The sequence below is a fragment of the Clostridium tunisiense TJ genome (genome assembly GCF_000300195.1).
Classification (GTDB): domain Bacteria; phylum Bacillota; class Clostridia; order Clostridiales; family Clostridiaceae; genus Clostridium_J; species Clostridium_J tunisiense.
Genome location: NZ_AMQH01000005.1, coordinates 282,301 through 296,200, shown reverse-complemented (window position 1 = coordinate 296,200; position 13,900 = coordinate 282,301). Strand labels below are relative to the sequence as shown.

General features: G+C 30.3%; 10 protein-coding genes. 3 read left to right on the top strand and 7 right to left on the bottom strand.

What is annotated here, in order from left to right:
* Window positions 1–162 precede the first annotated feature (162 nt).
* Both C661_RS0105160 and C661_RS0105155 read right to left on the bottom strand, forming a co-directional pair.
* Entirely contained in the window at window positions 163–3,414 is a 3,252-nt protein-coding gene (locus tag C661_RS0105160; RefSeq protein ID WP_017414245.1) for a DEAD/DEAH box helicase, read from the bottom strand.
* 288 nt (window positions 3,415–3,702) lie between these two features.
* Entirely contained in the window at window positions 3,703–4,713 is a 1,011-nt protein-coding gene (locus tag C661_RS0105155; RefSeq protein ID WP_017414244.1) for a DUF2935 domain-containing protein, read from the bottom strand.
* Window positions 4,714–5,073: 360 nt separating this feature from the next.
* On the opposite strand from C661_RS0105155, the gene yaaA reads away from it, so the two are divergent.
* Window positions 5,074–5,844 carry a peroxide stress protein YaaA gene (yaaA, locus tag C661_RS0105150; protein WP_017414243.1) on the top strand — a complete coding sequence of 257 codons (771 nt, stop codon included), beginning with the start codon at window positions 5,074–5,076 and terminating at the stop codon, window positions 5,842–5,844.
* 238 nt (window positions 5,845–6,082) lie between these two features.
* Here yaaA and C661_RS0105145 read toward each other — a convergent pair whose 3' ends face one another.
* The 5 genes from C661_RS0105145 to C661_RS0105125 form a co-directional block, all read right to left on the bottom strand.
* Window positions 6,083–7,708: a SulP family inorganic anion transporter gene (locus C661_RS0105145; protein ID WP_017414242.1), complete on the bottom strand. Its 1,626-nt coding sequence runs from the start codon at window positions 7,706–7,708 to the stop codon at window positions 6,083–6,085.
* Between the two features lie 254 nt (window positions 7,709–7,962).
* Entirely contained in the window at window positions 7,963–8,787 is an 825-nt protein-coding gene (locus C661_RS0105140) for an RMD1 family protein (protein WP_017414241.1), read from the bottom strand.
* Window positions 8,788–9,386: 599 nt separating this feature from the next.
* Entirely contained in the window at window positions 9,387–9,986 is a 600-nt protein-coding gene (locus C661_RS0105135) for an FMN-dependent NADH-azoreductase (RefSeq protein WP_017414240.1), read from the bottom strand.
* Window positions 9,987–10,083: 97 nt separating this feature from the next.
* Entirely contained in the window at window positions 10,084–10,785 is a 702-nt protein-coding gene (locus C661_RS0105130) for a DUF4956 domain-containing protein (protein ID WP_017414239.1), read from the bottom strand.
* Window positions 10,722–11,522, bottom strand: a complete 801-nt coding sequence (locus tag C661_RS0105125) for a polyphosphate polymerase domain-containing protein (RefSeq protein ID WP_017414238.1) — start codon at window positions 11,520–11,522, stop codon at window positions 10,722–10,724. Before C661_RS0105125 ends, C661_RS0105130 begins: the two co-directional genes overlap by 64 nt.
* A gap of 302 nt (window positions 11,523–11,824) precedes the next feature.
* Between C661_RS0105125 and C661_RS0105120 the strand changes: the two genes are divergently transcribed.
* Window positions 11,825–12,499, top strand: a complete 675-nt coding sequence (locus tag C661_RS0105120; protein ID WP_017414237.1) for a response regulator transcription factor — start codon at window positions 11,825–11,827, stop codon at window positions 12,497–12,499.
* Window positions 12,500–13,741, top strand: coding sequence for a sensor histidine kinase (locus C661_RS0105115; RefSeq protein ID WP_017414236.1), 1,242 nt, complete (start codon window positions 12,500–12,502; stop codon window positions 13,739–13,741).
* The last annotated feature ends 159 nt before the right edge of the window (window positions 13,742–13,900 follow it).

The following is a 13,900-nucleotide window of genomic DNA, read 5'->3' as shown; positions in this document are numbered from 1 at the left end:
AAGTCTTCTAATAGAGTAGACATCTCAGGATTTATAGTGCTTTAAGATTAGCTATTAATTCCATAGTTATAACATATTAATACAATTCTACACTTGCCTTATCAAAGGATAATGATCTACTCTAATTCTCAATATGGAATAATTCCCCTTCCGGGATTAGACTTAGATCTTGAATAAATCTTCAACCTCTTCTTCTGTCATATTGCTTATAACTACATCACTATGATTTTCACCATCTAACACACTCTGGATAATTTCCTTTTTCTTTTCTTGGAGTGCATAAATCTTCTCTTCAATGGTTCCCTTTGTTATAAGCTTAATTACTTCTACAGTTTTAGTTTGACCTATTCTGTGTGCTCTATCTACAGCTTGATCCTCTACTGCTGGGTTCCACCAAGGGTCAAAGTGAATTACCAAGTCTGCTCCTGTTAAATTAAGGCCAGTTCCTCCTGCCTTTAGGGAAATTAAAAACACCTCTGCACTACCTTCATTGAATTCATTTACCATATCCATTCTTTCTAATGATGGCGTTGACCCATCTAAATACATAGAGTTAATTCCAGCCTTATTAAGCCTTCCCTTAATATTATGTAAAATAGTGGTGAACTGAGAAAATAAAAGTATTCTATGACCATTGGCGATGCTTTCTTCTAAAATATCATCTAAAGCTATATATTTACCGCTATCTCCTTTGTAGTTCTCTAAAAAACTACCAGGGTCACAACATATTTGTCTTAATCTAGTTAATAGTGATAGAATTTTAAGTTTGCTCCTATTAAAGCCTTTTTCTCTAATTTCTTCTTTGATTTCTTCTTTGAAGGACTCTACGTAGGATGCATAAAGCTTTTTCTGTTCTTCAGTCATTTCTACCACTACTTTATGTTCAATTTTAGGTGGAAGTTCTAAAGCCACATCCCTTTTAAATCTTCTTAAAATAAAAGGTCTTATTAACTTTAGCAGCTCATTTAATACATTTTCATTCTTGTCCTTAACAATAGGAGTTTCAAAGTTTTTTGTAAATCTACCATGGGTCTTTAGGTAACCCGGCATAATAAAATCAAAGATAGACCAAAGCTCCGTTAATGAGTTCTCCATTGGAGTTCCTGTTAATGCAAATCTCTTTCCTGCATTTATTTCCTTAACTGATTGAGCATTTAAGGATGTTGGATTTTTAATGTGTTGAGCTTCATCTAAAATGCAAATGGAAAACCTGATTTTCTTATAATCTTCAATATCTCTTCTTATAAGAGGATAAGAAGTAATTACTACGTCATGGCTTAACAATTCATCTCTTTGAGCTTCTCTTTCACTCTTACTCCCTGATACCACTAGCACCTTTAAATTAGGTGCAAACTTTTCAAATTCACTAAGCCAATTATAAACTAGGGATGTTGGACAAACTATTAATGCAGGATTTTCAAGTTTTTCCTCTTCCTTTTCTGATTGAATATAAGTAATTCCTTGAAAGGTCTTTCCAAGGCCCATTTCATCACCTAATATTCCACCAAAATCACAATAAGCTAAGGTTTTAAACCACTTGAAACCAATTTTTTGGTAATCCCTTAGAGTTCCTGTAATTCCCTTTGGTAGTTCATAGTCTGCATCCTTTACATCCTTAATAGTGTTAACCAATTCTCTAAAGGCTCTGTTCCGTCCAATGAACCCTAAATTATTATTCTTTATTTTATCATCTATATATAAAGAAGCATATTTAGGAAGAGTAATATTTCCCTTTGCAAATTTAGTTGCATCTATATCTAAACTCTCCACAAGAGATTGAAAGCCTTCTACTTCATCACTTTGAAGTGGCACAATAAAACCATTCTTAAGCTTATGATATTTTTTCTTCTGCTTTAAGGAACTGAATAACCCCTTTAACTCTTCCTTATCTACACCTTCAATACTGAATTCAAACTCTAACAAATTTGATTCATTTAAAGATATTGAAGATTTAAAACTCTTTGAAGAAATCACTCTTATTCCCTTAAAACTATCAGAGTAATAAACTTCTCCAAGTACATTAATTACCTCCAAGCCTGCAGTGATAAAATCCATCACAGCTTCTTCATCTTTTAAATAAAACTTTCCCTTTTCCTTAGAAAATCCAAAATCCTCTAATGCTCTAAGACCTTGCTTCTCTTCCTCTAGGTTTCTTATTATAACTATGCCTTCTTTACTTCCTTTGCTTTCCTCTAAGTGAAAATCTACCTCTCCATAATTAAACACTACCTCACAACTAACCCCTTCTGTTTCCTTGTCTAGATAATATCTAATTCTTAAGGGTTCTTCCTTTACAAGACTACTGATACTTTTATCTTGATTAATATTCTTACTTATAGCCTTAAGACTAGGAATCACATATGTAGCCACCTCTTGAATGTGTTCTTTAGAAAAATCTATAGAATTATTTTTTCTTTTGCTTAAAACATCTAACATGGGCAAAAATCCACTTATTTGATTTTGGGAAGGCACATAAATTTTATTATTATATAGATAAACTCTATTGGTTTTATCTATGGTTTCTGGTAGTTCATGTTCAAGAGTAAGTCTAACTTTATCCTTTTTTAAGGCAATATTAAAATCCAAAGGCATATCTTCAATAATCACTTCTATATCCTTGTGCTCCATACCATGAATTCTTGCATTTATGTATTTCTTATTTTTAAGCTTTAAAAACTTAATTAATTGGGAATCAGTGAAATGCACTTTTTTGCCGCTTAAAAGTATTGAGGATCTATCAATGTATATATTTCTACTTATGGCTTCATTCAAATCATATATTTCCTTAATTAAATCAATTACCTCTTGATCTTCCCTCAAAAAATAATGATTTTCTGGTTGAAAGGTAAAACCTTTCCCAAATTCAATAGATTCTCTTCGAATAAGTCCACTTTGGATAAACTCCTTCACATTTTTCACTACATATAATCTATCTATTCCAACCTTTAACTCCAAATGGTGGTTTTGATAATTAGAGGCTGCAAATTCTAGAGTCACATTCATATTTACAGCTTGGCTTGGTTTGTAATTTTCATTTGTTGCTTTTTTATAATAATTCAGTAATTGATCTCCATAATTTACAACAGTTTTTATACCACCAAAACCGTTGTTTCCTTCTCTACTTAGTTTAATTAAAACTGATGAAATATGTTTGCACTTTTTAAAATCTGAGAAGGCTTTGCAAGTGCAGGAGCTGAAAAACTGTTCATTTAATCTATTCATAATTATTCTAACTCTATAATCTTGCAAATTATCAGCTGACTCTACTATTGAAGCTATAGATAAGATATTTGCACTATTTTCTATCACATCTAATTTTCTTATTTTATTTCTAAGATACATATCAAGCCCACGAAGATATATAATATCTCCAAAAGAGATTTTAATCCCCTCTTCGCTTATATTAAAATTCATAAACTACACCTCAATTTGAAACTACTATCTTTTTAATTATATCCACTAAGTGTTGTCAAATACACTTGTAACCCAGTTATATGAAATTATTCAAACTTTTAAATAATCTTGCCATATGTACTTAAAGCATAAGCTTAATTATACCACAATTATGAGGTTCTAAGATTGAAATTAATTTAACTAATGAGGAAATTAATTTCCTGTAGGGGTTTTTTAATATCATAATCTAACTTCTTAGAAGTACAAAGTATATAAAGCGTACCCTAATTAGAGTACGCCTACTTATAATTAATATCTATTAGGCCTGTTTAGCCTTCTTAAGATTCTTAGATAATGATTGGCTTCTCTTAATACATGGTCTGCAAGTAGTGGTAAAATAATAGATTTAACCTTGCATCCCAAAATTCCCTGTACACCTTGAGTCTTGAAGTTTCTAAACTCCCTAGTGGTTCTTAAACTTTGTTGAGTTACAGTACCTAAATTATTCATATTGCTTTTTAAATTTTCAGCTTCTTCAACAAGCTGGTCATATCTCTCAGCAAATTCATTAGCAACATTAATTAATTCTGCCTCTGTAGGGTCTAGCATTCCCCTTATGAATTTTGCATGGTCTCCCATGATTTCGTTCCAGAAAGATTCTTGTTCAACAGCTTCCATGTCAACATCAACATTGGTCATTCTTTGAAGTCTTCTTAACATAGTTAGATAGAATCTAGTTTCATCTAAAATATGCTCAACCATATGAGGATAAGCTAGCGTGAACATTTGGCAAGAAGCAACCCTTTTTATCAAGGTTTCTTTAAATCCTATTACTTCTCTTATAACAGGAATAATTCTTCTATTTAATACAAATATATTTTGTGCACTAGCCTGTTCATCGAAATTCGGTCCAAAAGGTGCATCCTCTGGTATATTTTCAGGTTCTATATCATCAGTTATAGGTAAGTTGCTTTCACCTAGACTTAACTCCATTAACGTTATGTTTGTATCTATTTCAATTCCTGTATAGAATTGAGTTGCTTTTTCTGCATCTAAAGTGTACTTGGTTACATATTCTCCTGAATTAATTTGATTAGGCCTAATTACTCCTGAAGCAAGCTTTACGGTTTCACCTAATAATCTCTCTACTTCTCTTTTTAACATACCAGCTTGACGAGCATAATTCACATCCTTTGGAGTCAGTGAGGCTGCAACAAATATTAGATGCTCCTTAACCACTCTTAAGAAAAACAAATTCAACTGAATAGACTGGTTTACAAACCTTCTTCTTGTTAATTGTTGTTGTTCTCTAACTAACATATATTCTCCTTATTTAAATTGTTTGGCATTATTAATAAGAATCAAAACGCCATATATATTCATTATATTTAATTATGGAAAAAAGGTTATTGTTTTTTGTAAGATAATGGTTTTATACTAAAACCTATATAATTTCTTGCTATCATTCCTAATAAAACTTCCATATTAGTCAATAAGTAAATAACTTCCATTAACCTTTTTATAAATGGAAACTTGTCTATTAGAAATACAAATTGCCCCCACTAAAAATTATTATTTAATATAGAAACCTTTGGACAACTTTTATATAATGTATTTAAAAACTAAATCTAATTTGCTTCTATAATGCAGATTAAATTTTATAAATAAAAGGAGCTTTTAATGATTACAATTATTTCACCAGCAAAAACCTTAGACTTTGAAAGTCCAAGATCAAACTTAGAGTTTACGTCACCTATATTTCTAAAGGAAGCCTTTGAATTAGGAGAAGTACTAAGAAAGTTAACTTCAGAAGAAGTTGGTAAATTAATGAGTATAAGTGAGAACTTAGCCAAATTAAATTATGAAAGGTTTCAGATTTTAAATGATGCTGCATCCCAAAAGGCCAAGGAAGCAATATTCGTCTTTAAAGGTGATGTATATAAAGGCTTAAACATTGAAGAATTTTCTCAAGAGCACATCCATTTTGCACAAGAAAACCTAAGAATATTATCTGGACTTTATGGAGTCTTGAGGCCTTTAGACTTAATAAAGGAACATAGACTTGAAATGGGCACAAAATTACAGGTTAATTGCTCAAAAAATCTATATGAATACTGGGGAGAAAAGCTAAGTTTCCATATAGAGCAAGAGGTTTTAAATAGCAGAGGTGATAAGATTTTAATTAATCTTGCCTCAGAAGAGTACTCTAAATCTCTTAACTTAAAACAACTTTCTAAAAAAATTAAGATAATGAATATCTCTTTCAAAGAGAGTAAAAATAATCAATATAAAATTATAGGAGTACACGCTAAAAAGGCTAGAGGGCTTATGACAAGTTATATTATGAAAAATGGAATTTGCGAAGTAGCGAAAATCAAAGATTTCAATTTAGTGGGTTATAAATTTTCTGAGGATATGTCTAATGAAGATACTATGGTTTTTATAAGATAAACTTTTAATCTTGTTTTATCCGAGTAATTCTCTTGCCCTTTTAAGTTAAAGCCTTCTCTGAAGCTAATCTTTCATATAAGGTTATTTAATTAGAGCTGAAAATCCTTAATAAGATTCTTGTTCTATTTTATCTGAGAAACCTATACTAGTAGAAATCTACATCTTATGGATTACACAGATTTCTATGAAAAAAAGGACAAAAATGCATCATTAAATAACACATTTTTGTCCTCTATTTTTAAGCCACTGATTTTAAAGCTTCTTCTCTGTCATCGAATATAGCTTCTTCACCAACTAGTTTTAAGAATCCCATTCCTTTTAAAACCTTATGAGGCTGCTCTTGTATATTTGCTAGTAAAAGTTTAATATTATGTTTTTCACATCTTTTATAAAGATTCTCCAGAGCCTCCATGGCCGTAGAGTCTATAGCATTTGCATTTTTCATATCAAGTATTAATACTTCATAAGAAGAATTTATCTCTTTCATTACATCCATAAAATTATGAACTATCCCAAAGAATAAAGGTCCATTTATTTCATACACCAATATATTATCTTTAGAGTTTTCATCTCTTACCTGTTCCTCTTCTCCTTCACTGCATAATACCATAGTTTCTATTTTTGTAGTATCTGCAATTCGTTTCATGAAAAGGAACATAGCAAGTACCATTCCTATTTCAATAGCAACCACTAGGTCAAATACTACTGTTAAAAAGAATGTTATTAAAAGTATAGCTACATCGCTTTTTGGTGCTTTCAAAAGAGAATAGAAGGTTTTCCATTCCCCCATATTATAAGATACCAATATTAGTATAGCTCCTAAGGTAGTCATTGGTATTAACTTTGCCAAAGGCATGAACACTAACATTATTAAAAGTAAAGTTACTGCATGGACAATTCCTGAAATAGGACTTCTTCCTCCATTTTTCACATTGGCAGCAGTTCTTGCAATAGCTCCCGTAGCTGGAATTCCGCCAAACAGACCTGAAGCCACATTGGCTACACCTTGAGCTATTAATTCCATATTTGAATCATGCTTGCCTCCTATCATTCCGTCAGCTACTACTGCGGAAAGTAGGGACTCTATGGCAGCAAGTATTGCAATAGTTAAGGCTGGACTTAACAAGTTTTTTATAGTGTCAAAACTTACCTTTGGTAACATTGGAACAGGAATTGTAGATGAAATATTATTAAATCTACTACCTATAGTCTCTACTGGAAGGTTAAATAGACTAACCACCAAGGTAGCTACTATTAATGCAACTAATGAACCAGGTATTGTTTTGTTAATTTTAGGCCACAAAATCATAATAAGTAATGACCCAAGTCCTACTAAAAATGCTGTTAAATTAAAGGTATTAAGGTGCGCAAAATATGCTTCCCACTTCCCAATAAATTCTGCTGGTACTTTATCTATAGTTAGTCCCAGAAAATCCTTAACTTGTGTTGAAAGTAAGGTTATAGCTATCCCTGAAGTAAACCCAACAGTTATTGGGTGAGGCACAAACTTAATCACACTTCCAAATCTAAGCAATCCTAAAACTATTAAAATAATTCCTGCCATAATTGTAGATATAATAAGGCCCTCTATGCCATAACTTTGAATAATACCATAAACAATTACAACAAAGGCTCCTGTAGGTCCACCAATTTGAACTCTGCTTCCCCCTAAAAAGGAAATTAAAAATCCTGCTATAATCGCCGTTATAAGTCCTTTTTCTGGAGATACTCCTGAGGAAATTCCTAGTGCTACAGACAATGGCAATGCTATAATAGCAACTATAATTCCTGCAATTATATCCTTTAAAACTCTTTCCTTAGTAATCTCCTTTCTTTCTATCATCCTTAATAATTTTGGTTTCATGTAACCATCACTCCTAAGATTAGTTTTATTCCCTATAAAAGCATACTCCTGTGATTTTCTTTAGTCAACTTGTTTACTACCTTATTTCCATGCATGTATATTTAATTTTTTCTTAAATAATTCTGTAAAATGAAAAAATCCTGCAATATTTCAAATATCACAGGATTTTATATTAATAATAATAAGTAAAGTTACTTTATAAACTTTTTGAAAATAATTATATATCTCTTATGTTTATGCTCCATACTTACTTATTAAAAAAGCATTTCAAATATAGGAAGTATAAGTTCGAAAGCAATTAGGATTATAACTATCCATTCTAAAGTATTACCTTTTTTTGAATGCATAATTGTAGAAAATACTTCTATAACATTTAATAAAACTTCAGTTTTGTTTTTAATTTTTTCAAATCTTTCTGCAATGTCAAATAAATCAATCAGCTCTAGGTAAAGCTCTTCAGCAAATTCATTTCTCCATGCAATATCTGGTTTATCTAGAAGCCTTAAGTAAGATACTATATCAAATTTACCACGAAGTATCTTTGAAGATAACTTTGCAAGATCCTTGTCTTTTAGGGTAAAAGCACCTCTATCTAAGTAATCCATCACACTTTCCACTTCATCAGTAAGAATTTCTATATCCTGCTCAATTTTATCCAAGGAAACAGACTTAGATAAAACTAAAGATAAGGTAGCCATATAGGTTTCATTCAGTGTTCCTATAGTCATGGAATCAAAGCTTATTTCTAACTCCTTACTTTCATCTACAAAAAGAGTAAATTCTTCGGTGTAATAGTTTTTGTTCATATCTTTAAAACACTTACTACTAATGTTTTTAAAATACTTGATAGCATCCATAACTTCATGGTATTCGAAATTAACAAATACTATACTTCCAAAGTGATATAAAAATATATACTTATTTTCAGTATCAGATACTATTCCATTTAAGTTATTCTCTTTTAAAAGTATAGTATCTTCCCACTTTAATTTCTTGTTAAGATTAAAATGCTGTGCAATAATATTTAGTGCAATTTCATCACAAACATCATATGCAGTAAACTTATAGGTTTTCATCATATTACTTCATCTTTAAAACTTTGTTTAAAGACAAATATGCCCTCCCCTTTATATGTGATTTCAAATCTTTTTTTCTTTGGTTATAAAGACTTGATTATTTTATGCAAAATAAATTAAAAACTAAAATTATATATGAACCCTAATTCGGTTCTTTTAAGGCTTTACATAATTAATAGTTTTTCTTTAGAAGCCTTTAGAAATTTAATTTAAGAAATGCTACTATAGTAAACTAAAGTCAATACTTAATTTATGTATAACCACCTTGGCAACCTTAAGACCTTTCGTGGTACATAAGATATTCTTTACCCATGGAAGCCTATAGTAATTAAAACTGATAATTTATATGTAACAATATGCTTGTATAATTATATCAGAAAACTTTGTTTTTGTAAAATCTACTAAATACTCAAGTAATTTTAGAGAAAATCAAATTAAAAAACCTCCTGCAAAAATTAGGTTTACAAGAGGATTTTACAAGCTAGTTTTAATAGTTCTTAAAAGTAAGTGTTAATAAAATTAGCGTTTAAACTTAAAGAATTTATAAGTTTAAAAATTAATTAGTAGTCTATTTTTTTCTGAATTTATTAATTTAAATTAAGCTAAAACTCCCTCGCCATTCTTCTACCTTCTTCATAACTTCTATGTGTAACTTTTTCTAATTCTTCTCCTTGAAGTACATTTGTAAGCTCAAGAGCTAAAGTCTTTATATCATAGATGCCGAAGAACCCTAGTATAGTTCTTATATATTTGTCTCCCATTTCATAATCTGCAGCAGGACCCTCACTATATGCTCCACCTCTTGAAACAATATGAATTGCTTTTTTTCCTTTGTCAGAAAGTAGCCCAACAGCACCTTGGTCTGTATATTTAAAAGCTATTCCTACATAACTTACGTAATCAAAATACACTTTTAAAATTGCTGGAATGCTTAAATTCCACATAGGTGCTGCAATTACATATTTATCAGCAGATGCAAATAACTTAGCATATTCATAAACTTCATCCTTTACTCCAGAAAACATATTAGTAATCATTTCATTATCCAAAGGTCGTATATTTTCCTTATATAAATCTAAAACAATTATTTCATCACCTGGGTTTTTCTTTCTATACTCTTCTATGAATTCATTAGAAAGCTTGAAAGTGTTTGACTCGGAATCTGGTTTTGGGTTAGCTTTAATGTATAATACTTTTTTCATTTTATTCCACCTCTTATTATGTATTTATCCCCAGTATTTTTTGCAATGCAAATGTATTTATACATTTAAATAAATTAACTACCTTCCTAAATACCTCTTAATACTCAGGTCTATCCACATACCTAGATAAAATAATATTTAAATTACCATTTCTGCACCTAAGTGCATCTAAAAATTCTTTTTCACTGACGTCTTTTTTCATGGTTATCATATAAGAAAGTTGAAATAGACTTCCTAAATCTGTAGTTTTCACCTTTATAAGTTCATAGTTTGCAACATGCTCCATAAAAATACTATCAAAAACTCCCTCATAGTCTAAATCCTCTGGAATAGTAATTTTAAGTACCTTTTGTTCTAGCTTTTGTCCTCCAAAATTAACTAAATTAAGAACAAACATAAGAATACAAAGAAATATTGTAAACAATACTGCATACCCAAAAGCTCCAACTCCACAAGCCAGACCAGCTGCCATAGTAAATAGCACATAAGCTATATCCTTTGGATCCCCTGGGGCACTTCTAAATTTAATCATTGAAAATGCGCCTGCTAAGCTAAAAGCTCTAGCTACATTGCTACCAATTAAAAGTACAATTATGGCAATAACTGTTGGCACAATAACTAAGGTAAGGGAAAAATTTTGAGGATATCCCTTACTTTTATTAGTTGTCTTCATATAAGTTAAACTTATGATTCCTCCTAAGATAAAAGATACTACTATAGTTAATATTGAATTTATTAAGGATATTGATGTATTAACTGTGGTTGCACTGAATAAACTGCTGGACATTGCTTCAAACATGGTTCAAATTCTCCTTTCAAGCTTCTTTCTCTTAATAATAATTTCTCATATTCCTTTCCATACTTTGAAAAACTCGTTTTAAATACTTTATATTCTGAAAGCATACTAGATAACCAAAGAGGAATATTTTTTTCTGCCTTTATTTCCATAAGCCATTTACCTTTATCTAATAAACTTTCTCCATAATCTCCCTTTTCAAGAGCTAAATCATATCTTCTTGTTCTTATATTAGTATCGAAGGTTATCCTTAAATCCCTATTTTCCTTGCTAAAAAGAGCTTTTCTATCGTAAGCCAAATAAAGCTTTGGTTCTAAATCATAAATACTTAAAATATACTGAATTTCATTTATAACCTGTTTATTCATATAAGCTTTGATTTCTGGTTTTTCACCTGTAGCAACAAAATTATAGGCTTCTTTTAATCTTAATTTTGTTCTTCTTTTATTTACTACACCACAAACCTTTTTTTTAATTTCTAAATAGACTTTTTCATCATCTCCTGGAATTCCATAGGACCTTAGTCGAAGCTTTTCCTTGTACCTTGGTTTAGATAAAGATGTTCTTATTAAATGATTGTCCTTTGTGTCATAATAAATATTGCTTATAGTATATAAATCTTTGCTCTTATTGTATTCATCTAGTTCCATATCTTTTATAAGCTTCTCTTGAATTTCTCCAAATACAGCTTCTTCTATTAAATACTTACATTCATGCCTGTTAAAAACCTCAATGGCCATGCTCTTACTCCCTTCCTTTACCTGGTTGTCTTGTTCTTATGTATATTATTTTATAGTGACAACCTTAAAGAAACCTTAAATGCTTTAAGGAAAATAAGAGTAAAATAATTAATACCTATAAAATCAGAAAAGTATCTTAGTGGCTCTAACTACTTATGAGTTAAGGTTAATTTAAGGTTTATCATGCTATAATAAATTAAGTGAAAATATATTGCATTAACACCTAATAAAATTATAAAATATTAAACTAATTATATTAAAAGTTGTGTGATTTTAAATAACTATAAACTTGGAGGAAATAGATGAGAATCTTAATTGTAGAAGATGAAGTTCATTTAGCAGAAGCTTTAACTCAAATACTAAGAAAAAACAATTATACTGTAGATGCTGTAAATGATGGTGAAGCTGGTGTTGATAATGCCTTAAGCAATATTTATGATTTAATAATACTAGATATAATGCTGCCAAAGCTAGATGGTATAAGTGTTTTAAAAGAAATTCGAAAAGAAGGACTTTCTACTCCTGTGATACTCCTTACAGCTAAAGGTGAAATCTCGGATAAAGTTTTAGGTCTTGACAGTGGTGCTGATGATTACTTGCCTAAACCCTTTGCAACAGAAGAGCTGCTAGCTAGAATAAGAGCTATCGCTAGACGTAAGGGTGAAGTAGCTCAGGACAATACTTTAAGATTTGGGGATCTTCAGCTTGCCCCAGATACTTTAAGATTAGGTTGTAGAGACAAAGAAGTTAAGCTTATTTTAAAGGAAAGTGAACTTTTAGAGCTTTTAATAAACAGAAAAAAGTCAACTAGTTCAAAAGAGCTCATCATTGAAAAGCTTTGGGGCTTTGATTCTGAGGTAGAGCATAATCATGTGGAGGTTTATATTTCCTTTTTAAGAAAAAAGCTAAACCACTTATGCTCAAATGTAAAAATAACAACTGTTCGCGGCGTTGGTTATATACTGGAGGAGAGCTAAATGTTTAAGGAGCTTAGAAATAAATTTTTAATTCTAAACCTTGTAATAATTTCCGTAATGATGGTAATTGCTTTTTCTACTATTTATCTAATTACTTATAATAATGTTAAGAGAGATATAAATTTAGAGCTTCATAAAATATCTGATATTAATAAAAAACAAAAGGATAATATGAAAGAACCTATACCGAACTTTAACGCCATGACTCCTCCTCAAGATCGCTCACTTTCCTTTACACTAATCACAGACAATGATGGGAAAACAGTATCGCTTTTGTCTATTTTTCATATGGAAGAAGATTTTTATGAAAAGGCTAAGGAAAAGGCATTATCCTTTAATAGTGATAATGGAAGATTTAAATTAGATGATAACCATTGGGCATTTGTGAAAATTTCTTATATGAATGGGCATAGGATTGTATTTTTAGATATAACAAGGCAGCAGTCAATTCTCACAAACCTCATCTTAACCTTCCTAGCCGTTGCCTTATTAATGTTAGTTGCTATTTTCTTTATTAGTAGATTTTTTGCTAATAAGTCTATTGCACCAATTAAAGAGGCTTTTGAAAAGCAAAAGCAATTTATTGGAGATGCTTCTCATGAGCTGAAAACGCCTCTTGCAGTTATTAATACTAATGTAGATGTACTTTTATCTAATGGTGAAGACTCAATAAATAGTCAAAAGAAGTGGCTAAACTATATTAAATCTGAAGTTGAAAGAATGTCGAAACTAACTAATGATTTACTCTACTTAACCCAAATAGATTATTCTGATGTGAAAATGATTTTTTCAAACTTTAATCTTAGCGAAACTATTGAAAATGTAATTTTAACTATGGAGGCTGTAATTTTTGAAAATAATATTTTATTTGATTATGATCTTGAGGAAGGACTAACAATCCATGGAAACAATGAGCAAATAAAACAAGTTGTTATGATACTTTTAGATAACGCAGTAAAATACACAGAACCAAAGGGTACTATTAATCTTTCTTTAAAAAAGATAAATAGTAATGCCACTCTTTCCATAACTAATACAGGAAAGGGAATAAGTGAAGATCATTTAAGTAGAATTTTTGATAGGTTTTATAGGATTGATAAGTCTCGTGAAAGAAAAAGCGGTGGCTACGGACTTGGACTTTCAATTGCAAAAGCAATTGTAGAGCATCATGGGGGGAAAATTTATGCTAGAAGCGTAGTAAATCATAGTACAACTTTCATTGTAGAATTACCATCCTTATAAAGGTAATATCTAATCTAAATTATCAATGTTTTAAAGATAATTTAGATTAGATATAAATGTCCAAATACAATTCTATACACTATAAATTGTTTAATATATTTAGTATTTTTAAAAATAAAGTGGTGTATATGAGTTTTTACACTTTCATAGGTCTTCTAT

What these genes read in the sequence shown, in the direction of transcription:
- C661_RS0105160 (WP_017414245.1), bottom strand. Translation starts at nt 3,414, where the DNA reads ATGAATTTTAATATAAGCGAAGAGGGGATTAAAATCTCTTTTGGAGAT.
- C661_RS0105155 (WP_017414244.1), bottom strand. Translation starts at nt 4,713, where the DNA reads ATGTTAGTTAGAGAACAACAACAATTAACAAGAAGAAGGTTTGTAAAC.
- yaaA (WP_017414243.1), top strand. Translation starts at nt 5,074, where the DNA reads ATGATTACAATTATTTCACCAGCAAAAACCTTAGACTTTGAAAGTCCA.
- C661_RS0105145 (WP_017414242.1), bottom strand. Translation starts at nt 7,708, where the DNA reads ATGAAACCAAAATTATTAAGGATGATAGAAAGAAAGGAGATTACTAAG.
- C661_RS0105140 (WP_017414241.1), bottom strand. Translation starts at nt 8,787, where the DNA reads ATGATGAAAACCTATAAGTTTACTGCATATGATGTTTGTGATGAAATT.
- C661_RS0105135 (WP_017414240.1), bottom strand. Translation starts at nt 9,986, where the DNA reads ATGAAAAAAGTATTATACATTAAAGCTAACCCAAAACCAGATTCCGAG.
- C661_RS0105130 (WP_017414239.1), bottom strand. Translation starts at nt 10,785, where the DNA reads ATGTTTGAAGCAATGTCCAGCAGTTTATTCAGTGCAACCACAGTTAAT.
- C661_RS0105125 (WP_017414238.1), bottom strand. Translation starts at nt 11,522, where the DNA reads ATGGCCATTGAGGTTTTTAACAGGCATGAATGTAAGTATTTAATAGAA.
- C661_RS0105120 (WP_017414237.1), top strand. Translation starts at nt 11,825, where the DNA reads ATGAGAATCTTAATTGTAGAAGATGAAGTTCATTTAGCAGAAGCTTTA.
- C661_RS0105115 (WP_017414236.1), top strand. Translation starts at nt 12,500, where the DNA reads ATGTTTAAGGAGCTTAGAAATAAATTTTTAATTCTAAACCTTGTAATA.